Source organism: Sphingopyxis granuli, assembly GCF_001559015.1.
Classification (GTDB): Bacteria; Pseudomonadota; Alphaproteobacteria; order Sphingomonadales; family Sphingomonadaceae; genus Sphingopyxis; species Sphingopyxis granuli.
In genome coordinates this window covers 3,731,806-3,751,870 of record NZ_CP012199.1, presented here as the reverse complement: position 1 = coordinate 3,751,870, position 20,065 = coordinate 3,731,806, and the positions used below count along the sequence as shown (strand labels likewise).

Sequence of the window (20,065 nt, the reverse complement as noted above, 5' to 3'; positions counted from 1 at the left end):
CTAGGCCTTTTCCAGCAATCGCTCGTCCTTGATCCGCTTCTGCCACACCAGCGGCGCGTTGACGTGGACGTTCTGGCCCTCGCTGTCGACCGCGACGGTGACGGGGAAGTCCTTCACCTCGAATTCGTAGATCGCCTCCATGCCGAGGTCGCCGAAGCCGACGACCTTGCTGCCCTTGATCGCGCGCGAAACGAGATAGGCGGCGCCGCCGACCGCCATCAGATAGGCGCTCTTGTGCTTCGCGATCGCATTCGTCGCGGCGGGGCCGCGCTCGGCCTTGCCGACGCAGGCAAGCAGGCCCTGTTCGAGCATCATGTCCATGAACTTGTCCATGCGCGTCGCGGTCGTCGGACCGGCGGGGCCGACGATCTCTTCGCCGACCGGATCGACCGGGCCGACATAATAGATGACGCGGCCCTTGAATTCGACCGGCAGGTCCTCGCCCTTCGCCAGCATGTCGGCGATGCGCTTGTGCGCGGCATCGCGGCCGGTGAGCATCTTGCCATTGAGCAGGATGCGGTCGCCCTGCTTCCAACTCGCGACGACTTCGGGCGTCAGCGTGTCGAGGTCGACGCGCTTCGCCGCGCTGTCAGGCGCCCAGTCGATCTGCGGATAGTCGGCAAGCACCGGCGGTTCGAGGAAAGCCGGGCCGCTGCCGTCGAGCGTCACATGCGCGTGGCGCGTCGCGGCGCAATTGGGGATCATCGCGATCGGTTTCGACGCGGCGTGGGTCGGCCAGTCCCTGATCTTGACGTCGAGCACGGTGGCGAGGCCGCCGAGCCCCTGCGCGCCGATGCCCAGCGCGTTGACCTTTTCATACAGCTCGACGCGCAGCTCCTCGATCGGCGACGACGGCCCGCGCGCGAGCAGTTCGGTCATGTCGATCGGGTCCATCAGCGACTGCTTGGCGAGCAGCATCGCCTTTTCGGCGGTGCCGCCGATCCCGATGCCGAGCATGCCGGGCGGGCACCAGCCGGCGCCCATCTGCGGCACCATGTCGAGCACCCAGTCGACGATCGAGTCGCTGGGGTTCAGCATCTTGAACTTCGACTTGTTCTCGCTGCCGCCGCCCTTCGCCGCGACGTCGATATGAACCTTGGCGCCCGGCACCATCTCGACGTTCAGGACCGACGGGGTGTTGTCCCTGGTGTTGACGCGGCTGAACGCCGGGTCGGCGAGGATCGAGGCGCGCAGCTTGTTGTCGGGATGCAGATAGGCTTTGCGGACGCCCTCATCGACCACCTGCTGCAGGCTGCGCGCGGAATCGAGGCGGCAGTCCATGCCCCATTTGATGAACACGGTGACGATGCCGGTGTCCTGGCAGATCGGCCGGTGGCCCTCGGCGCACATCCGGCTGTTCGACAGGATCTGCGCCATCGCGTCCTTCGCGGCGGGCGACACCTCGCGCTGATAAGCCGCGCCGAGCGCGCGGATATAGTCCATCGGGTGGAAATAGCTGATGTACTGGAGCGCGTCGGCGATCGTCTCGATCAGGTCGTCCTCGCGGATGATCACGGTGTTCATTCGGTGCAGCCTTCTTGTCCGTGTTTCGGATTCGCGATGTCCCTAAGGCGCGATCGGCCGGAATTGCAACATGCGTGTCCCCGCGAAGGCGGGGGCACGGAGCGTCGGGAAGCTCTCCGGGCGGGGGGCGTATATCGGCTTTGCGGTATTCCCCGTCACCCCGGATCAAGTCGGCATATATTTGCTTCAGGCAAGTCAGGTGCTGTTCCCCGGCGAAAGCCGGGGTCCAGATGGCACAGCACTGCCCCGCGTGGACCCCGGCTTTCGCCGGGGAGCGGTCACTTGTCGAAAAAGGATGATCGCCGATCAAGCCGGGGGTGACGACGCAGCCGGTCTGCGCCCGATCAGCGTTCCGTCACTGGCACTCGGCGCACTTGCCGCGCACCTCGATCACCGGGCGTTCGGCGGCGAAGCCCGTCGCCTCCGCGGCGGCGCGGACTTCGTCCGACAGCCGGTCGTTGTCGACATGCACTGCGGCGCCGCACTGGTCGCAGATCAGGAAGATGCAGTCGTGCAGGCAGCCGGGATGGCTGTTCGCGACGAAGGCGTTGGCGCTTTCGACGCGGCGGACGAGGTTGTTGGCGACGAACAGGTCGAGGATGCGATAGACGCTGTTCGGTGCCACCCGGCGCCCGCGCTTCTGCGAGACGATGTCGGCGATTTCATAGGCGCTCGCGGGCTTGCCGATTTCGGCGACCGCGTCGAAGATCTGCGCGCGCATGTCGGTCCACGCCTCGCCCGCCTTTTCGAGCGCGTCGCGGGCCGCCTTCGCGAGCGGGACGCCCCTCGCCTCGATATGCGCGTGATCATGCTTGCCCATCGCTTGTCCTCGGCGCGCGGCCTCGGTCCGCCGCGCCTTCGCAATGTAGGCCTTTAGGAGAGAGGTCGCAAGCCGCCGGCGGCGTCAGTGGGTCGCGCGGCGGTTGAGGTCGTGGCCGAGCGCGACGATCGCGACGCCTGCCATCGTCGCCAGTATCTCGCTGCCGTCGTGCGGCCGCGACAGCGCGCCCGCCATCATGCCGAGCCCGAAGCTGCCCACCGCGAACGGCATCATATAGCCGTGGCTGAGCACCCCGGCGACCAGCGTGACAAGCGCAAAGCCGATCGCGACGATCAGCCCGATCTCGTGGAACAGATGATTTTCGAGCACCCCGCTGACCGAGGCGATCGAGGCGAAGACGATGGTGCTCGCCAGGCAATGGACGAGGCAGAGCCCCGACAGGCCCATCGCCAGTTGGTCGCCCGAAAGCGAGGTCAACGGCCGCGAATCGCGCGCAGCCCGAACGATGGCGCCGAGGCGCATCAACAGGGGGGCATGGCTGGCGACGTCCGTCACCCGATTCTCCGTTGGTCAAGCGTGCAGCGGGGATATGGCATAACATGAAGGAGGTTACAACATAACATTGCAGGGTGGTGGCGCGGCTTGTGGACGCCGCCGATCCTCATCGTTCGTCATGCCGAAACAAGCTCGGCGAGCTGGAGGTGCAAAGCAGGTGCCGTTCTCCTATCCCCGCGGCGGCCGCGTTTCACCCCATGGCCTCCGCGCGCAGCGCCTTCCTGTCGAGCTTGCCGATCATTGTCTTGGGCAGGCTCTCGCGCACCTCGACCGCGCTTACCCGCTCATGCTTGCCGAGCTGGGGGTTGAGCCAGGCGGCGAGCGCGTCGCCCGATGCCTCATATCCGTCCTCCAGCGTCACGAACGCCTTGGGCACCTCGCCGCGATAGGCGTCGGGCACCCCGAGCACGATCGCCTCCTTGACCGCGGGATGCTGATAGAGCTTGTGCTCGATCTCGCTGGGATAGACCTTGAAGCCGCCGACCGCGATCATGTCCTTCAGCCGGTCGACGATGCGGATATAGCCGTCGGCGTCGATCGTCGCGACGTCGCCGGTGCGCAGCCAGCCGTCGGCGGTGAAGCTGTCCTTGTCGGCCTCGGGCCGGTTCCAGTAGCCGCGCATGATCTGCGGCCCCTTGACCGCGAGTTCGCCCGGCTCGCCCGCGGGGGCGTCGCGCGTCGGGTCCTCCTTGTCGAGCAGGCGAATGTGCGTCGCGGGGATCGGCTGACCGATGGTGCCGGCCTTGACCGGGCCTTCATAGGGGTTGGTCGAGACGACGCCGGAGCTTTCTGTGAGGCCATAGCCTTCGACCAGCGACGCGCCGGTCGCGGCGACGAACTTGTCCCTGAGTTCGGCCGGCATCGGCGCGCCGCCGGAGATGCAGACGCGCAACGATGAAAAATCGGTCTTCGCCAGGTCGGGGTGGTCGAGCAGCGCCTGGTACATCGTCGGCACGCCGGGCAGCGCGGTCGCTTTCGTCCGCGTGATCGCCTGCAACGTCTGCTTGGCGTCGAAGCGCGGCAGCATCGCGATCATCCCGCCGTTGAGCACGGTGCGGTTGAGCACCGCGGTGTTGGCGAAGACATGGAAGAAGGGCAGCACGCCCAGGATGCGGTCGTCGGCGTCGCGGTCGGGATCGATGCTGTTCACCTGCCGCGCGTTGGCGGTCAGATTCTGGTGCGTCAGCATCGCGCCCTTGGGCGTGCCGGTGGTGCCGCCGGTATATTGGATCAGCGCGATATCCTGCTCGGGGTCTATCGTCGCCGGGTCGGCGCGCCCGTCGTTGTCGACGAGGGCGGAAAAGCGGATCACGCGCGGATCGTCGGGCAGCGGCGCGGTCTCCCGCCGCCGGAACAGCCGATAGAGCACCGACTTGGCGGCGGGCAGCCCGCCCGCCACCGATCCGACGACCAGTCGCTTGAGGCTCGATCCGTCCAGCACCGCGAGCGCGGTCGGCAGCAGCGCCGCGGCGCTGACGGTGAACAGCGTGTCGGTCGCCGAATCCTCGACCTGCGCTTCCAGTTCGGCGACGGTGTAGAGCGGGGAGAAATTGACCACCGTCGCGCCCGCCGCGAGCGCGCCGTAATAGGCAGCGACATAGTGCGGGACATTGGGCAGGAACAGGCCGACGCGGCTGCCCGTGCCGATCCCGCGCTGCTGCAGGCCGCGCGCGACGCGGGCGACGCCGCGCGCCACCTCGGCATAGCTGAACCGGCGCCCCATGAAATCGAGCATCGGCGCATCGCCCTTGCGCGCGACGCTTTCGGCGAGCATCGCGGGTAGCGAAAGCGGTGGAAAGCTCTGGTTCCAGTCGGTCGGGTGACGATAGGCTTGCGACCAGTCAAAGGGGGTATTCATCGGGCCGCGTCATCCTCTCTTCCGCCGGTTACTGACATTGCTTTAAGCAGCAAAGACGCGCCATCGCAATCTTGCGGCGCGGCGGCGCGGCGGCTAGGCAGGAGCATCGCCATCGTCAGAGGATCGTCATGCCGCACCCGTCGTCGCATCTCGCCGCGCTGATCGTCGCTCTCGGCCTCGCCGCGGCCACGCCGGCCGTCGCCAAGGACAAGGCGCCGCCTCCGCGCCCCGCGCAGATCGATGCGCTGTTCGGCTGCCGGACGATCACCGATCCGACCGAGCGACTGGCCTGTTTCGACCGCGAGGTCGGCGGGCTCGCCGCCGCCGACGCGAACCGCGATATCACCTTCGCCGACAAGGCGACGATGAAAAAGGCTCGACGCGGCCTGTTCGGCTTCGCGCTTCCCAATCTTGGCGCACTATTTGGCAGCGACGAAGAGGAAGAGGAAGATCGGATCAAGAGCATCGAGACGACAATCGCCAACGTGTCGACCGACAATGGGGGCAAATATCGCCTGACGATGGAGGATGGTGCCGTCTGGGTGCAGATCGACGGTTGGCTGCCACGCACCCCGCACGTTGGCGACAAGGTTGTGATCAAGGTGGCCGCCATGGGAAGTTATTTCGCGAGCGTCAGCGGCGGACGTTCGATTCGCATGCGTCGCGAACGCTGACCTGTCTTTCATTGGATGCGTCGGGCGGAGAATGAGCGATCCAATCAGGATTCAGAGTCCGGCGTGTGCCGCGCCGCCCTTCGTGCTGCTCGACGATGCGCGCGTTGCGGGTGCAGCGGCGGCGCGATTGTTCCGCGATCCGGTGGACCTGCTCGTCGTGCATCGGGCGGAGGCGGTTCCGGCACTGCTCGACGCGCTCGACGACGCGCGGGCGCGCGGTTTGTTCGCGGCGGGCTATCTCGCTTATGAAGCCGGGCGCGGACTGGCGCCGGCGTGGCGCGGCGTGGCGGGCGGTACCGATGGCGAGCGGCCGCTCGGCTGGTTCGGGCTTTTCGAGCGGGTCGAGCGGATCGACGCCGACGCGGTGCCGGCGCTGCTTCCCGATCCCGGCGCCAGCTGGATCGGTCCGCCCGTGCCGCGGCTATCGCGTGAAGCCTATCTGGCAGCGGCCCGGCGCGTGCTCGACTTCATCCGTGCCGGCGACATCTATCAGGCCAATCTGACCTTTCGCGCCGACGTGCCGGTGCACGGAAACCCGCTTGCCGCATACGCCCGGCTGCGCCGCTCTGCGCGCGCCGGCTATGGCGGTTTCGTCTGGACCGGCGAGCAGGCGATCGCGTCGCTGTCGCCCGAACTGTTCTTCGCGCTGCGCGGCGGGCAGGTGATGGCGCGTCCGATGAAGGGCACGGCCGCGCGCCGCCCCGATGCGGACGCCGACGCGCGCGCGCGCCACGATCTGGCGGAGGATCCGAAGCAGCGCGCCGAAAATCTGATGATCGTCGATCTGATCCGCAACGACCTGTCGCGCATCGCCGCGCCTGGATCGGTCGCGGTGCCCGACCTGTTCCGGGTCGAAAGCTTTCCGACGATTCACCAGCTCGTCTCCGACGTCGCCGCGCGGTTGCCCGGCGGTGTCGGCGCGACCGACGTGCTGCGCGCGGCCTTTCCCTGCGGGTCGATCACCGGCGCGCCGAAGGTCCGGGCGATGGAGATCATCGACGCGCTGGAAAGCGACGCGCGCGGGGTCTATACTGGGTCGGTCGGCTTCATCGAGCCTGGCGGCGATGCCGCCTTCAACGTCGCGATCCGCACGCTGGTCTTTCCGCCGGTGGACGGGTTGCGCGCGGGCGCCACGTGCGCCACGCTGGGGCTGGGATCGGGAATCGTCGCCGACAGTCGCGCGCCGGAGGAATGGCGCGAATGTCTGGCCAAGGGGGAATTTGTGGCCGCAGCGGGGGACAGTTTCGATCTTCTGGAAACCATGCAGTTCGATCCGGTCGATGGCGTCCAGCGGCTCGAGGGGCACCTCGCGCGGCTGAAGGCGAGCGCCGAGGCGCTGGGGTTCCGCTTCGATCGGCACGGCGCGCGCAACAGCTTGCAATCGGCGACCTTTCGCCTGCGCCACGCGGCGCGGGTGCGGATGCGCCTCGCGGTGTCGGGCGCGCTCGCGATCGAGGTGTCGTCGCTGCCCCGACTCGCCGAACTGCCGGTGCCGGTCGCGCTGCAGCCCGCGCCGCTGGCGGCGGATGATTTCCGCCTCGTGCACAAGACCAGTCTGCGCGCGCCCTATGACGAGGCGCGCCGCGACAGCGGCGCGGCCGAGGTGGTGTTCGTCGACGAACCCGGTTTCGTCACCGAGGGGAGCTGGAGCAACGTCTTCGTCGAGCGCGACGGCGTGCTGCTGACGCCGCCGCTGGCGCTCGGGCTGCTCCCCGGGGTGCTGCGCGCCGAGCTGATCGAAAAGGGGCGGGCGGTCGAATCGCACCTGCGCGCCGCCGACCTCGAAGGCGGCTTTTTCCTCGGCAATTCGCTGCGCGGGCTGATCCCCGCGCGGCTGGCCGCGGCGGCGGATCGTCGATAGCCGCGGCTTCGCCCGGTATAGGGAAATTATCCGGCTCCCGGCTTGCGCATTGCGGGCGAAGGCTTTAGGCGCGGCCCCGCGCAATTTCCTGTTCCTTCGCCCTGTTTCCCGCGCTGTTCGAGGACGTGTTTTCATGACGCTGAAGCCGCATCTTTCCGCCGCCCTGGGCCGCATCCAGCCTTCGGCCACGCTCGCGATGACCGCGCGCGTGACCCGGCTGAAAGCCGAGGGCGTCGACGTGATCGGCCTGTCGGCGGGCGAGCCCGATTTCGACACGCCCGACTTCGTCAAGGAGGCGGCGATCGCCGCGATCCGCGCGGGCCAGACCAAATATACGCTGGTCGACGGCACCGTCGCGCTCAAGGAAGCGATCCGCGGCAAGTTCCGCCGCGACAACGGCCTCGACTATGGGCTCGACCAGATCACGGTCAACGTCGGCGGCAAGCATACGCTGTTCAACGCGCTCGTCGCGACGGTCGATGCGGGCGACGAGGTGGTGATCCCCGCGCCCTACTGGGTCAGCTATCCCGACATCGTCGCCTTCGCGGGCGGCACGCCGGTGTTCATCGCGGCGTCGGCGGCGCAGCATTACAAGATCACCCCCGCGCAGCTCGACCAGGCGATCACGCCGAAGACGCGTTGGGTCATCTTCAACTCGCCGTCGAACCCGTCGGGCGCCGCCTATTCGCCCGAGGAACTCGACGCGATCGGCGAGGTGATCCGCCGCCACCCGCACGTGATGGTGATGTGCGACGACATGTACGAGCATGTCTGGTACGCCGATTTCGCCTTCTCGACGCTGGCGCAGCGCTGCCCCGACCTGATCGACCGCATCCTGACCGTCAACGGCTGTTCGAAGGCCTATGCGATGACCGGCTGGCGCATCGGGTTCGCGGGCGGTCCCGCCTGGCTGATCAAGGCGATCGGCAAGCTGCAGTCGCAATCGACGTCGAACCCCTGTTCGATCGCGCAGGCGGCGGCGACGGCGGCGCTCGGCGGGCCGCAGCAGTTTCTCGACGACCGCAACGCCGCCTTCCGCAAGCGGCGCGACATGGTGGTCGCGATGCTCAACGACGCGCCGGGGCTGAACTGCCCGGTCCCCGATGGCGCCTTCTATGTCTATCCCGACGCGAGCGGTTGCATCGGCAAGAAGACGCCCTCGGGCCATGTGATCGACAGCGACGAGGCGCTGATCGACTATTTCCTCGACAGCGCGCGCGTCGCGGCGGTGCATGGCGGCGCGTTCGGCCTGTCGCCGGCGTTCCGCGTCTCCTATGCGACGTCGGAGGCGGTGCTCAAGGAGGCGTGCGTCCGCATCCAGCAGGCCTGCGCCGCGCTGAGCTGAGCCGCGCCGCGCCGGCGCACTCGGCCGTGAACCGCGGACGAATGTCCGGTTCACGCCTTGCTAACCCTGTCGCGCTACGGTGACGCCCGTCACTGCACCGCTGGCCGGGGGCGCACCATAACGTCGGTGAAACAACGAAGAACAGACCGACGACGGAACAAGACAAAGAGGCTCCCATGATTTCGATTCTCCGCTCCGACTGGTTCCTGAAGCTGATGGCCGGATTCACGGTCGGCGGGCTTTACGTGATGTTCCAGCAACCGGCGCTGGCCTTCGCGCTCTGACGCCGCACCGCCGCACCCCTGCGGCACTGGAATTGGTCCCGCCGCTCTTGTGCGGGCGATCCCCACTCCCCAGATCGGACGGGTTCCGCCGCTTGTCGCGGCAGACGAATCGTTCGTCGCAAATCGCTGGCGAGTCCGGCGCCCGTGCGGGACGAACGGTCCCGGCCAACGGGTCGGGATGATAGAGGGTCGCAGTCGCGGGGTTTGAATGAAGGTTCAGTTTTCGGGCAGGTCGCTGCTCGGCATGACAATCGGCTCGGTCCTGCTTGCCGGATGCGTGAGCAGCGCCGCGCTGGTGCCGTCGCCGCGCCAGCAGCAGACCGCGCACGGCGAAGCGGGCGCCGTCACCGTCCCGATCGGTCCCCCCGTCCGCCCGTCGACCGCGCCGCCGCCGCCGCGTGGCACGCTCGATCCCGGTTTCCGCCGCTCGCCGCCCGGCCTCGACGATCGCATCGCCTCGCTGTGGCGCGCCTTTCCCGGCAAGACGGGGATCGCGATCCAGCGCATCGACGGCGAATGGGCGCTGGCGCAGCGCGGCGGCGACCTGTTCCCGCAACAGAGCGTGTCGAAGCTGTGGGTGGCGCTGACGGTGCTCGATGCGGTCGATGCCGGCCGGATCAGCCTCGACCAGATGGTCCGCATCGGGCCCGAGGACCTGACCCTGTTCCATCAGCCCCTCGCCGCGCGCGTGCGCGCCGAGGGGACGGTGACGATGAGCGTGCGCGATCTCATCGAAACCGCGATCACGCACAGCGACAACACCGCGAACGACAGCCTGCTGCGCACCGTCGGCGGGCCGAAGGCGGTGCGCGCCTTCATCGCCGACAAGGGGCTGGGTGCGATCCGCTTCGGCCCCGGCGAACGGCTGTTGCAGAGCGCGACCGCCGGGCTGAGCTGGCAGCAGAGCTATTCGGTCGGCCGCAATTTCCAGGCCGCGCGCTCGGCGCTGCCGGCCGCGACGCGCCGGACGGCGATGGACAATTATCTGGCCGACCCGATCGATGGCGCCAGCCCCGCCGCGATCGCCAGCGCGCTGACCCGGCTCGCGCGCGGGACCTTGCTGTCGCCCGCTTCGACCGAATATCTGCTCGGCGTGATGAGCCGTACCCGCAGCGGCCCGAAGCGGCTGAAGGCAGGGCTGCCGGACGGCTGGCAGTTCCTGCACAAGACCGGGACCGGGCAGGACCTGAACGGCATGACCGCGGGCTATAACGACATCGGCATCGCGACAGCCCCCGACGGCACGCGCTATGCGATCGTCGTGATGATGGGCAACACCACCGCATCGATCCCCGCGCGCATGGCGCTGATGCAGGCGGTGTCGGGCGCCGTCGCCGAATTCCACGGACGATAGCTTCGCTCGATACGAGCAACGGACGGGTCGGACAGGCGCGCCACGCGCTGAGGATTGTCGTGCGAATAGCGTTTGGGCGGCGGGAATTTTCGACTATGGGCCGCGCATGAAAAGCTGCTCCGTCCTTTCCCTTCTCGCCCTGTCGCTGGCGCTCGCGGGCTGCGCGACGCCCGAAACGCGGCTGCGCACCGGGCTCCACGATGCAGGCCTGTCGCAGGCGATGGCGGCGTGCATGGCCGATCGCATGGTCGACCGGCTGTCGCTGGTTCAGCTTCGCCGCCTGTCCGCTCTCGGCAGTCTCCGCGACAAGCGCGTGACCGACCTGTCGCTCGACCAGTTCCGGCACAAGGTGCGCGCGCTGAAGGATGCCGAGATACTCGCGGTGACGACCAGCTCGGCGGCGGTCTGCGCGCTGCGCTGACGACTCGGCCCGCTTTCGGTGCGCCAAGAATTTCTGGACGTGGCAGGGGTAGCCTTGCCACGCAACTTGTGCTTATGCGGCCGCGATCATCTCCTCTTCCAGAGTCGAAAGGGCCGGCAGATCCCATGAACATCCACGAATATCAGGCAAAAGAACTGCTCGCGAAATTTGGTGTCGCGGTTCCCGCGGGCATCCCCGCGATGAGCGTCGAAGAAGCCGTCGCGGCGGCGAAGCAGCTTCCGGGGCCGCTCTATGTCGTGAAGGCGCAGATTCATGCCGGCGGACGCGGCAAGGGCAAGTTCAAGGAACTCGGCCCCGACGCGAAGGGCGGCGTTCGCCTCGCCAAGACGATCGAAGAGGTCGAGGCGCATGCCAAGGACATGCTCGGCAACACGCTCGTCACCGTCCAGACGGGCGAGGCGGGCAAGCAGGTCAATCGCCTCTACATCACCGACGGCGTTGATATCGGCAAGGAATTCTACCTCGCGCTGCTCGTCGACCGCGCGACCAGCCGCGTCGCGGTCGTCGCCTCGACCGAGGGCGGCATGGACATCGAGGAAGTCGCCCATTCGACCCCCGAGAAAATCCACACCATCACCATCGACCCCGCCACCGGGCTGATGCCGCACCACGGCCGCGCGGTCGCCAAGGCACTGAACCTGACCGGCGACCTCGCCAAGCAGGCGGCGAAGATTCTCGAAGGCCTCTATGCCGCTTTCCTCGGCACCGACGCCTCGCAGATCGAGATCAACCCGCTCGCCATCTGCCCGACGGCGGACGGCGACAGGCTCTATGTCCTCGATGCCAAGGTCGGCTTCGATTCGAACGCGATGTTCCGTCACAAGGACCTCGCCGAACTGCGCGACCTGACCGAGGAAGACCCGGCCGAGGTCGAGGCGAGCGAATATGACCTCGCCTACATCAAGCTCGACGGCAACATTGGCTGCATGGTCAATGGCGCCGGCCTTGCGATGGCGACGATGGACATCATCAAGCTCAACGGCGCGTTCCCGGCCAACTTCCTCGACGTCGGCGGCGGCGCCAGCAAGGAAAAGGTGACCGCGGCGTTCAAGATCATCCTCAAGGACCCGGCGGTGCAGGGCATCCTCGTCAACATCTTCGGCGGCATCATGAAGTGCGACATCATCGCCGACGGCATCGTCGCCGCGGCGAAGGAAGTGAATCTTTCCGTTCCCCTCGTCGTCCGCCTCGAAGGCACGAACGTCGAGAAGGGCAAGGAAATCCTTGCGAACAGCGGCCTGCCGATCGTTCCCGCGAACGACCTGGGCGACGCGGCGAAGAAGATCGTCGCGGAAGTCGCCAAGGCGGCGTGAGACGATTCTGCCCTCTCCCCTTCAGGGGAGAGGATATGAAGGCTTGGCAGCTTGCTGCCTAGCCGGAGTTGGAGAGGGGCAGGTCGCGTCCCCCTCTCCAAGCTCCGCTAGCTCCTTCGGAGCAAGCTGCACTATCCTCTCCCCTGAAGGGGAGAGGGCTAGGGTCTGCAAGGTTGACGTTTACGTAAACGCCAATTATGGCGCGGTGCACAATTTTTGAGAGGAGCTGGATAGCGATGAAGATCCTCGTCCCCGTGAAGCGGGTGCTCGATTACAACGTGAAGCCGCGGGTGAAGGCCGACGGCACGGGCGTTGACCTGGCGAATGTGAAGATGTCGATGAACCCGTTCGACGAGATCGGGGTCGAGGAAGCGATCCGCCTGAAGGAAAAGGGCGTCGCAACAGAGATCATCGCCGTCAGTGTCGGCCCGGCGAAGGCGCAGGAAACGCTGCGCACCGCGCTCGCGATGGGCGCCGACCGCGCGATCCTGGTGCAGACCGACGACGAGGTCGAACCGCTGGCGCTGGCCAAGATCTTCAAGGCGATCGTCGATGCCGAACAGCCGGGCCTCGTGATCCTCGGCAAGCAGGCGATCGACGGCGACAACAACCAGACCGGCCAGATGCTCGCCGCGCTGACGGGCTGGGCGCAGGGCACCTTTGCCAGCGCGGTGAACGTCGAGGGCGATCATGTCAGCGTGACGCGCGAAGTCGACGGCGGTCTCGAGACGGTGAAGCTCAAGCTTCCGGCGATCGTCACCACCGACCTTCGCCTGAACGAGCCGCGCTATGCGTCGCTGCCCAATATCATGAAGGCGAAGTCGAAGCCGCTCGATACCAAGTCGCCCGCCGATTACGGCGTCGACACCGCGCCGCGCGTCAAGACGGTCAAGGTTTCCGAACCCCCCGTCCGCTCGGCCGGCGTCAAGGTCGCCGACGTCGACGAACTGGTCGCCAAGCTCAAGGCCATGGGCGTCCACAGCTAACACCCACGGATCAGAAGGAACGCAAGAGATGAAAACTCTGGTTTGGGTCGAACATGACGGTTCGTCGGTCAAGGACGCCACGCTCGCCGCGGTGACCGCCGCCTCGAAGCTCGGCGAAGTCCACCTGCTCGTCGCGGGCGAAGGTGTCGATGGCGTCGCCAAGGCGGCGGCCGAAATCGCGGGCGTGCAGAAGGTGCATGTCGCCGATAACGCCGCCTTCGCGCACAACCTGCCCGAAAATGTCGCGCCGCTCGTCGCCGAACTGATGGCGAACCACGACGCGTTCGTCGCGCCCGCAACGACCACCGGCAAGAATATCGCGCCGCGCGTCGCCGCGCTGCTCGACGTGATGCAGATTTCGGAAGTGCTGTCGGTCGAGGGCCCCAAGACCTTCACCCGTCCGATCTACGCCGGCAACGCCATCGCGACCGTCGAATCGTCGGATGCGAAGCTGGTCGTCACCGTCCGCGGCACCGCCTTCGAAAAGGCCGCCGCGACCGGCGGCTCGGGCACCGTGGAAGCCGTCTCGGCGGGAAGCGATGCCGGCCTGTCGAGCTTCGTCGGCGCCGAGATCGCCAAGCAGGATCGCCCCGAGCTCACCTCGGCGAAGATCATCGTCTCGGGCGGCCGCGCGCTGGGGTCGAGCGAGAAATATCAGGAAGTGATCGTCCCGCTCGCCGACAAGCTCGGCGCCGCGCTCGGCGCCAGCCGCGCCGCGGTCGATGCGGGCTATGTCCCCAACGACTATCAGGTCGGCCAGACCGGCAAGATCGTCGCGCCGGAAGTCTATTTCGCGATCGGCATCTCGGGCGCGATCCAGCACCTCGCCGGCATGAAGGATTCGAAGACCATCGTCGCGATCAACAAGGACGAGGACGCCCCGATCTTCCAGGTCGCCGACCTCGGCCTCGTCGCCGACCTTTTCAGCGCCGTGCCCGAACTCACCGGCAAGATCTGAATTCAGATCGCATGGCATGAACGGAAAAAGGGCGGCCCGCAAACGGCCGCCCTTTCTTTTTGGGAGAAGATGATGTCCCTCGTCCTCGTCACCCGCGACGATGCCGTCGCCACCGTCACCCTCAACCGGCCCGAGGCGATGAATGCACTGTCGCGCGCGCTGCGAGCCGAGTTTGCCGCCGCGATGCGCGGGCTTGCCGCCGATGACGGGATTCGCGCGATCGTGCTGACCGGCGCGGGCGAGCGGGCGTTCACCGCGGGGCTCGACCTCAAGGAACTGGGCGCCGACACCGGTAACCTCGGCGCCGCCAACGCGGAGGGCGCCGACGAAAATCCCGTGAAGGCGATCGAACTGTGCCCGCAGCCGGTGATCGGCGCGATCAACGGGGTCGCGATCACCGGCGGGTTCGAGGTGGCGCTCGCCTGCGACATATTGATCGCCTCGACCAACGCGCGCTTTGCCGACACCCACGCGCGCGTCGTGGTGATGCCGGGCTGGGGCCTGTCGCAGAAGCTGTCGCGCCTGATCGGCCTCGGCCGCGCCAAGGAATTGTCGCTCACCGGCAATTTCCTGGGGGCGGAGGCGGCGCGCGACTGGGGTCTGGTGAACCGCGTCGTCGCGCCCGAGGACCTGCTGCCCGCCGCGCAGGCGCTCGCACGCGACATCGCGAGCGCCGACCCCGCGATGGTGCGCGCCTACAGGGCGCTGATCGACGACGGCTATGCGCTGCCCTACGGCGAGGCGCTGGCGCTCGAACATGCGCGCTCGTCGGCGGCGAACCGTACGGTCAGCGCCGACGCGGTCGAGGCTCGGCGCCTGGCGGTGATGAGGCGCGGGCGCGAACGCGCGGGGTGATCCGCGGGCGATTCGCGCTTGCCCACCGCAAAAATACTTAGCAAGGTTAAGTAATGACCGATCTCGTGCAACCGCTTTCCGCCTTCATGACGCGCATCGCCGGCCCCGGCGAGCTTTCGGGTCTGTCGCGCCTGTCGGGCGGCGCCAACATGGAAAGCTGGGCGTTCGACTGGGCGGGGCGCGCCTATGTCCTGCGCCGCGCGCCCTCGGCCGAATATATGGAGGGGCGCCCCTACAGCCACGCGGTCGAGGCGGCGCTGGTCCGGGCGGCGCACGCGGGCGGGGTGAGGGCGCCCGAGGTGGTCGGGGTGCTGGCGGATACCGACGGCATGGGCACCGGCTATGTCATGCGGCGGGTGGTCGCGGAGGTCAGCCCGGCGAAGATACTGGCCGACCCGCCGCCGTCGCTCGTCGCCGATCTCGGGCGCGAACTCGCGCTGATCCACGCGCTGCCGCGCGCGGCGATCCCCGATGGCATAAAGGTGATGGACACCGCCGCGGCGCTTGCCGAGCTCAAGGCGCGCTTCCTCGCCTATGGCGGCGACCGGCCGGTGATCGCGCTCGCCGTCCGCTGGTGCGAGGCGCATCTGCCCGCGCCCGCCGATCCGGTGCTGGTCCATGGCGATTATCGCATGGGCAATGTGATGGTCGACGCGGACGGGCTGGCCGCGGTGCTCGACTGGGAGCTCGCCCATCTCGGCGACCCGCACGAGGATCTGGCGTTCGGCTGCATGACGGTGTGGCGCTTCGGCCGGCTCGACCGGCCGGCTTTCGGGGTCGGCAGTCTCGAGGATTATTTCGCGGCCTATGAAGCGGCGGGCGGGCGCAAGGTCGACCGCGAGAGATTCCGCTTCTGGCTGGTCTATCGCACGCTCTGGTGGGCGCTCGGCTGCCTGCAGATGGGGCAGGCTTGGCGCAGCGGCGCCGACACCACGGTCGAGCGCGTCGTCGTCGGGCGCCGCACCGCCGAGCAGGAACTCGACCTGCTGCTGCTGCTCGGCGACGAGGCGCCCGCGGCCGAGCGGTCGCGTCCGCTGCCGCCGTCGTCCGCCCCGCCGGCGCCCCCGGTCGGCGAGCCGACGACGCGCGAGATGGTGCAGGCGGTGCGCGACTGGCTGGGTGAGGCGATCAAGCCCGGCGCCGAGGGGCACGGCAAGTTTCAGGTGGTGGTCGCGATGAACGCGCTCGGCATCGTGATGCGCGACCTCGAAGCCGGGGTTCGCGCCGAGGATCGCGCGCTGGCGGAGGCCATGCTGTCCGGGGCGACGACGCTCGCCGAACCCGGCCTGCTCGCCCGGCTGCGCCGCGCCGTGCTCGACAAATGCGCCGTCGACAGCCCCAAATATGCCGCGCTCGCGCAGGCGCGGGAGCAGTGGGACGGCTAGGGGATCCGCATACTCCTCTCCGTTTGCCCTGAGCTTGTCGAAGGGCTGTTCTTTCCATCGATCTTGAAGGAAAGAACGGTGCTTCGACAAGCTCAGCACGAACGGCGCGGGTGACGGGTCAGAATTGAAAGGGAGAGGATGATGGATTTCGCGATTGCACCCGACCTGCAGGCCTATCTGGACGAACTCGACGCGTTCATCGAAGCCGAGATCAGGCCGCTGGAGGAGGCGGACGACAATATCCGCTTCTTCGACCATCGGCGCGAGCACAGCCGCACCGACTGGGACAATCAGGGCCTGCCGCGGCATGAATGGGAGGCGCTGCTGAAGCAGGCGACGCGGCGTGCCGACGCGGCGGGGCACTGGCGCTTCTCGGCGCCCAGCCAATATGGCGGCAAGGACGGGTCGAACCTGTGGATGGCGGTGATCCGCGAGCATTTCGCGGCGAAGGGACTCGGCCTCCACAACGACCTGCAGAACGAGCATAGCATCGTCGGCAACTTCCCCTTCGTCGCGATGTTCGAACAGTTCGGGACCAGCGACGAACAGAAGCAGGAATTCATCCTCGGCGGCTTCGAGGGCAAGCGCCGTGCCGCCTTCGGCCTGACCGAGCCCGACCATGGCAGCGACGCGACGCATATGGAAACGCGCGCGGTGCGCGAGACGCGCGACGGCGTCGACGGCTGGCTGATCAACGGCGAGAAGATGTGGACGACGGGGATGCACGTCGCGACCCACTGCGCGACCTTCTGCCGCACCAGCGGCGAGGACGGCAGCGCGAAGGGCATCACCTGCCTGCTCGTCCCCAACCCGTCGCCGGGCCTCGTCATCGAGGAATATCTGTGGACCTTCAACATGCCGACCGACCATCCGCGCGTCAGCTTCACCGACGTGTGGGTGCCCGACAGCGCGCGGCTCGGCCCGGTCGACGGCGGGCTCGCCATCGCGCAGAGCTTCGTCCACCAGAACCGCATCCGCCAGGCGGCCTCGTCGCTGGGCGCGGCGGTCTACTGCATCGAGGAAAGCGTGCGCTACGCGCGCGAGCGCAAGCCGTTCGGCGAGGCGCTGGCGAAGAATCAGGCGATCCAGTTCCCGCTGGTCGAACTGGCGACGCAGGCGGAGATGCTGCGCCTGCTGATCCGCAAGACGGCGTGGGAGATGGACAACATGCCGCACAAGGAGATCGAGCGCCGGCTGTCCGACAAGGTCAGCATGTGCAACTATTGGGCGAACCGGCTCGTCTGTCAGGCCGCCGATCGCGCGATGCAGGTGCACGGCGGCATCGGCTATTCGCGGCACAAGCCCTTCGAGCACATCTATCGCCACCACCGCCGCTACCGCATCACCGAGGGTGCGGAGGAAATCCAGATGCGCAAGGTCGCGGCCTATCTGTTCGGCTTCATGGGGCCGCGCAAGGAGACGCTGGGGAAGATTTGAGGATCATACAAAGACCGTGTGTCCCCGCGAAGGCGGGGACCCATCTCCGGTGCATGCTATCTTGAACCGGCCGGAGATGGACCCCCGCCTTCGCGGGGGAACACGAAAAAGTAAAGGGCGTTAGCGCTTCCGCACGAATTCGGCGCGCAGCACCAGTCCCTTGATTCCTTCGTGCCGGCAGTCGATCTCCTGCGCGTCGCCGGTCAGGCGGATCGACTTGATGACCGTGCCGACCTTCAGTGTCTGGCCCGCGCCCTTCACCGTCAGGTCCTTGACCAGCACCACCGAATCGCCGTCGTTCAGCAGGTTGCCGACCGCGTCGCGCACCTCGGGTCCCGCGGCGGCGGCTTCGGTCCGTGCGCGCGCTTCGCTCGCGGGCAGCCATTCGCCGCTCGCCTCGTCATAGACATAGTCTTCATCGTCGCTGGTCATGGCGCCGCTCTTAGAACAGGACGGCGCCGATGGGAATCGCCATTGCGAGGGGAAGGGCGGCAGTCGGCAGCGCCCCTGCCGCTCCCCGGCAGAAAGGGTGATGCAGATTTGACGCACGATGCTCTCAAGCCACAAAGGACACAAAACGATGCGAGCATGCGTGACTTTTGTGGCTTCAAGGCTCGGTCCCAAAGCGCTTGGCATCTCGGCAATCCATGATAGGTTTCTCCCTGAAACGAAAAACAGAGCCAAATAATCGGGAGAGTCGGCATGCATGATCTGGTGATTCGCGGCGGCACGGTCGTCGATGGTTCGGGCGCGCAGCCCTTTGTCGCCGATGTCGCGATCGACGGCGATCGCATCGTCGCGGTCGGCGCCGACATCGGTGCGGGCCGCGAGGAGATCGACGCGCGCGGCCGGATCGTCACTCCCGGTTTCGTCGACGTCCACACCCATTATGACGGGCAGGCGACGTGGGACCCGGAAATGGCCCCGTCGAGCTGGCACGGCGTCACCACCGTCGTCATGGGCAATTGCGGCGTCGGCTTCGCCCCCGCGCGTCCCGATCGCCACGACTGGCTGATCGGCCTGATGGAAGGGGTCGAGGATATTCCCGGCACCGCGCTTGCCGAGGGGATGTCGTGGGACTGGGAAACCTTCCCCGAATATATGGACGCACTCGAAAAGCTGCCGCGCACGATCGACGTCGCCTGCCACGTCCCGCACGGTGCGGTGCGCGCCTATGTGCTCGGCGACCGGGAAAAGCCGGGCGCGGTGCCGACCGCCGAGGACATCGTGGAGATGTCGCGTATCGTCGAGGAAGGCGTGCGCGCGGGCGCGCTCGGCTTTTCGACCAGCCGCACGGTGATCCACAAGTCGGTCGATGGAGAGGTCGTCCCCGGCACCACTGCAACGGCGGAGGAACTGATCGAGATCGGCCGCGCGATGGGGCGCGTCGGCTACGGCGTGTTCGAGATGGCGAGCGACCTCAACCGCGAATGGAACGAGTTCGACTGGATGGGCAAGCTCAGCCGCGAAACCGGCCTGCCCGTGACCTTCGCCGCGCTCCAGTCGATCGCCAAGGAACTGCCGCTCGACGAGCAGATCGAAACGATGCGTGCCGAAAATGCGAAGGGCGCGAATATCGTCGCGCAGATCGCGCTGCGCGGCAACGGCATCATCATGGCGTGGCGCGGCACCGTGCATCCCTTCCGCTTCCGCCCGTCATGGCGCGCGATCGAGGCGCTGTCGTGGGACGAGCAGAAGGCGAAGCTGCTCGACCCGGCCTTCCGGGCGCGGCTGCTGGCGGAGGAGAATGATTTCAGCGAGGTGCCCAAGGACATCATGGGGCTGCTGATGGTCGTCGCCGGCGGCTGGACGATGCAGTTCGAGATGGACGAGGATTTCGACTATGAGCCGGGGCCGGAGGCCAGCATCGCGGCGCGCGCCGCGGCGGCGGGGATCGATCCCGCGGCCTATGCCTACGACCTGCTATGCCGCGACGACGGGGCCGGCTTCGCCTATCTGCCGATCCTCAACTATGCCGACGGCAATCTCGATTTCCTCGAAGCGTTGCAGGACGCCGATGACACGGTGAACAGCCTGTCCGACGGCGGCGCGCATTGCGGCACGATCTGCGACGCCGCGTCGCCGACCTTCATGCTCCAGCATTGGGTGCGCGACCGCAAGCGCGGCGGGCGCATTCCGCTCGAACGCGCGATCAAGCGCCAGTGCCGTGATACCGCGCTCCTCTACGGGCTCGAGGATCGCGGCCTGATCGCCCCCGGCTATCTCGCCGACATCAACGTCGTCGACATGGAGCGGATTCGGCTCGGCAAACCCTGGCTTGCCTTCGACCTGCCCGCGGGCGGCAAGCGCCTGCTGCAAAAGGCGGACGGCTATGATGCGACGATCAAGTCGGGGGTGGTGACCTTCCGCGGCGGCGAGGGGCAGGGCGCCTATCCCGGCACCGTCATCCGCGGCCCGCAGCGCGTCGAACTGGCGATGGCGGCCGAATAGGT

The 20,065-nt window shown here is 67.4% G+C and carries 17 protein-coding genes; 12 read left to right on the top strand and 5 right to left on the bottom strand.

Annotated features, from left to right (window positions below; translation table 11 throughout):
- From SGRAN_RS17255 to SGRAN_RS17240, 4 genes are all read right to left on the bottom strand, one after another.
- On the bottom strand, positions 1-1,524 hold the full coding sequence (locus tag SGRAN_RS17255) for a fumarate hydratase (protein ID WP_067185713.1): 1,524 nt from the start codon (positions 1,522-1,524) through the stop codon (positions 1-3).
- A gap of 355 nt (positions 1,525-1,879) precedes the next feature.
- On the bottom strand, positions 1,880-2,344 hold the full coding sequence (locus SGRAN_RS17250; RefSeq protein ID WP_067185711.1) for a Fur family transcriptional regulator: 465 nt from the start codon (positions 2,342-2,344) through the stop codon (positions 1,880-1,882).
- A gap of 84 nt (positions 2,345-2,428) precedes the next feature.
- On the bottom strand, positions 2,429-2,860 hold the full coding sequence (locus tag SGRAN_RS17245) for a MerC domain-containing protein (protein ID WP_234002460.1): 432 nt from the start codon (positions 2,858-2,860) through the stop codon (positions 2,429-2,431).
- Positions 2,861-3,050: 190 nt separating this feature from the next.
- The gene (locus tag SGRAN_RS17240) at positions 3,051-4,718 is read right to left on the bottom strand and encodes a long-chain-fatty-acid--CoA ligase (RefSeq protein ID WP_067185709.1); all 1,668 of its coding nucleotides are present in this window, start codon (positions 4,716-4,718) and stop codon (positions 3,051-3,053) included.
- A gap of 128 nt (positions 4,719-4,846) precedes the next feature.
- On the opposite strand from SGRAN_RS17240, the gene SGRAN_RS17235 reads away from it, so the two are divergent.
- The 11 genes from SGRAN_RS17235 to SGRAN_RS17185 all read left to right on the top strand — a co-directional run bounded on the left by SGRAN_RS17235 (position 4,847) and on the right by SGRAN_RS17185 (position 17,612).
- The gene (locus SGRAN_RS17235; RefSeq protein ID WP_067185707.1) at positions 4,847-5,392 is read left to right on the top strand and encodes a hypothetical protein; all 546 of its coding nucleotides are present in this window, start codon (positions 4,847-4,849) and stop codon (positions 5,390-5,392) included.
- Positions 5,393-5,423: 31 nt separating this feature from the next.
- The gene (pabB, locus tag SGRAN_RS17230; protein WP_210434163.1) at positions 5,424-7,253 is read left to right on the top strand and encodes an aminodeoxychorismate synthase component I; all 1,830 of its coding nucleotides are present in this window, start codon (positions 5,424-5,426) and stop codon (positions 7,251-7,253) included.
- 133 nt (positions 7,254-7,386) lie between these two features.
- Positions 7,387-8,598: a pyridoxal phosphate-dependent aminotransferase gene (locus SGRAN_RS17225; RefSeq protein ID WP_067185705.1), complete on the top strand. Its 1,212-nt coding sequence runs from the start codon at positions 7,387-7,389 to the stop codon at positions 8,596-8,598.
- Between the two features lie 492 nt (positions 8,599-9,090).
- A complete protein-coding gene (gene bla / locus SGRAN_RS17220) occupies positions 9,091-10,236 on the top strand; it encodes a class A beta-lactamase (RefSeq protein WP_067185704.1) in 1,146 nt (381 codons plus the stop codon).
- 106 nt (positions 10,237-10,342) lie between these two features.
- The gene (locus SGRAN_RS17215) at positions 10,343-10,657 is read left to right on the top strand and encodes a hypothetical protein (RefSeq protein ID WP_067185702.1); all 315 of its coding nucleotides are present in this window, start codon (positions 10,343-10,345) and stop codon (positions 10,655-10,657) included.
- A gap of 125 nt (positions 10,658-10,782) precedes the next feature.
- Positions 10,783-11,991 (top strand): ADP-forming succinate--CoA ligase subunit beta, encoded by a 1,209-nt coding sequence (gene sucC, locus SGRAN_RS17210; protein WP_067185701.1) that lies wholly within the window; start codon positions 10,783-10,785, stop codon positions 11,989-11,991.
- Between the two features lie 236 nt (positions 11,992-12,227).
- Complete coding sequence (locus tag SGRAN_RS17205) at positions 12,228-12,977, top strand: electron transfer flavoprotein subunit beta/FixA family protein (RefSeq protein ID WP_067185699.1); 750 nt, start codon at positions 12,228-12,230, stop codon at positions 12,975-12,977.
- A gap of 28 nt (positions 12,978-13,005) precedes the next feature.
- Positions 13,006-13,935, top strand: a complete 930-nt coding sequence (locus SGRAN_RS17200; protein ID WP_067185697.1) for an electron transfer flavoprotein subunit alpha/FixB family protein — start codon at positions 13,006-13,008, stop codon at positions 13,933-13,935.
- 72 nt (positions 13,936-14,007) lie between these two features.
- Positions 14,008-14,790 (top strand): enoyl-CoA hydratase, encoded by a 783-nt coding sequence (locus tag SGRAN_RS17195; protein ID WP_067187147.1) that lies wholly within the window; start codon positions 14,008-14,010, stop codon positions 14,788-14,790.
- Between the two features lie 53 nt (positions 14,791-14,843).
- The gene (locus SGRAN_RS17190; protein ID WP_067185695.1) at positions 14,844-16,175 is read left to right on the top strand and encodes a phosphotransferase family protein; all 1,332 of its coding nucleotides are present in this window, start codon (positions 14,844-14,846) and stop codon (positions 16,173-16,175) included.
- A 141-nt stretch (positions 16,176-16,316) separates the two neighbouring features.
- Complete coding sequence (locus tag SGRAN_RS17185; protein WP_067187146.1) at positions 16,317-17,612, top strand: acyl-CoA dehydrogenase family protein; 1,296 nt, start codon at positions 16,317-16,319, stop codon at positions 17,610-17,612.
- A 120-nt stretch (positions 17,613-17,732) separates the two neighbouring features.
- Here the strand turns inward: SGRAN_RS17185 and SGRAN_RS17180 are convergent, their stop codons facing one another.
- Positions 17,733-18,044 carry an alkylphosphonate utilization protein gene (locus tag SGRAN_RS17180; RefSeq protein WP_067185694.1) on the bottom strand — a complete coding sequence of 104 codons (312 nt, stop codon included), beginning with the start codon at positions 18,042-18,044 and terminating at the stop codon, positions 17,733-17,735.
- 270 nt (positions 18,045-18,314) lie between these two features.
- Between SGRAN_RS17180 and SGRAN_RS17175 the strand changes: the two genes are divergently transcribed.
- Positions 18,315-20,063, top strand: coding sequence for an N-acyl-D-amino-acid deacylase family protein (locus tag SGRAN_RS17175; protein ID WP_067185692.1), 1,749 nt, complete (start codon positions 18,315-18,317; stop codon positions 20,061-20,063).
- The last annotated feature ends 2 nt before the right edge of the window (positions 20,064-20,065 follow it).

Bases quoted from the DNA above. Each gene is read 5' to 3' on its own strand.
- sucC (WP_067185701.1), top strand. From the start codon at position 10,783: ATGAACATCCACGAATATCAGGCAAAAGAACTGCTCGCGAAATTTGGT.
- SGRAN_RS17235 (WP_067185707.1), top strand. From the start codon at position 4,847: ATGCCGCACCCGTCGTCGCATCTCGCCGCGCTGATCGTCGCTCTCGGC.
- SGRAN_RS17225 (WP_067185705.1), top strand. From the start codon at position 7,387: ATGACGCTGAAGCCGCATCTTTCCGCCGCCCTGGGCCGCATCCAGCCT.
- bla (WP_067185704.1), top strand. From the start codon at position 9,091: ATGAAGGTTCAGTTTTCGGGCAGGTCGCTGCTCGGCATGACAATCGGC.
- SGRAN_RS17195 (WP_067187147.1), top strand. From the start codon at position 14,008: ATGTCCCTCGTCCTCGTCACCCGCGACGATGCCGTCGCCACCGTCACC.
- SGRAN_RS17175 (WP_067185692.1), top strand. From the start codon at position 18,315: ATGCATGATCTGGTGATTCGCGGCGGCACGGTCGTCGATGGTTCGGGC.
- SGRAN_RS17250 (WP_067185711.1), bottom strand. From the start codon at position 2,344: ATGGGCAAGCATGATCACGCGCATATCGAGGCGAGGGGCGTCCCGCTC.
- SGRAN_RS17205 (WP_067185699.1), top strand. From the start codon at position 12,228: ATGAAGATCCTCGTCCCCGTGAAGCGGGTGCTCGATTACAACGTGAAG.
- pabB (WP_210434163.1), top strand. From the start codon at position 5,424: ATGAGCGATCCAATCAGGATTCAGAGTCCGGCGTGTGCCGCGCCGCCC.
- SGRAN_RS17180 (WP_067185694.1), bottom strand. From the start codon at position 18,044: ATGACCAGCGACGATGAAGACTATGTCTATGACGAGGCGAGCGGCGAA.
- SGRAN_RS17240 (WP_067185709.1), bottom strand. From the start codon at position 4,718: ATGAATACCCCCTTTGACTGGTCGCAAGCCTATCGTCACCCGACCGAC.
- SGRAN_RS17185 (WP_067187146.1), top strand. From the start codon at position 16,317: ATGGATTTCGCGATTGCACCCGACCTGCAGGCCTATCTGGACGAACTC.
- SGRAN_RS17200 (WP_067185697.1), top strand. From the start codon at position 13,006: ATGAAAACTCTGGTTTGGGTCGAACATGACGGTTCGTCGGTCAAGGAC.
- SGRAN_RS17215 (WP_067185702.1), top strand. From the start codon at position 10,343: ATGAAAAGCTGCTCCGTCCTTTCCCTTCTCGCCCTGTCGCTGGCGCTC.
- SGRAN_RS17255 (WP_067185713.1), bottom strand. From the start codon at position 1,524: ATGAACACCGTGATCATCCGCGAGGACGACCTGATCGAGACGATCGCC.
- SGRAN_RS17190 (WP_067185695.1), top strand. From the start codon at position 14,844: ATGACCGATCTCGTGCAACCGCTTTCCGCCTTCATGACGCGCATCGCC.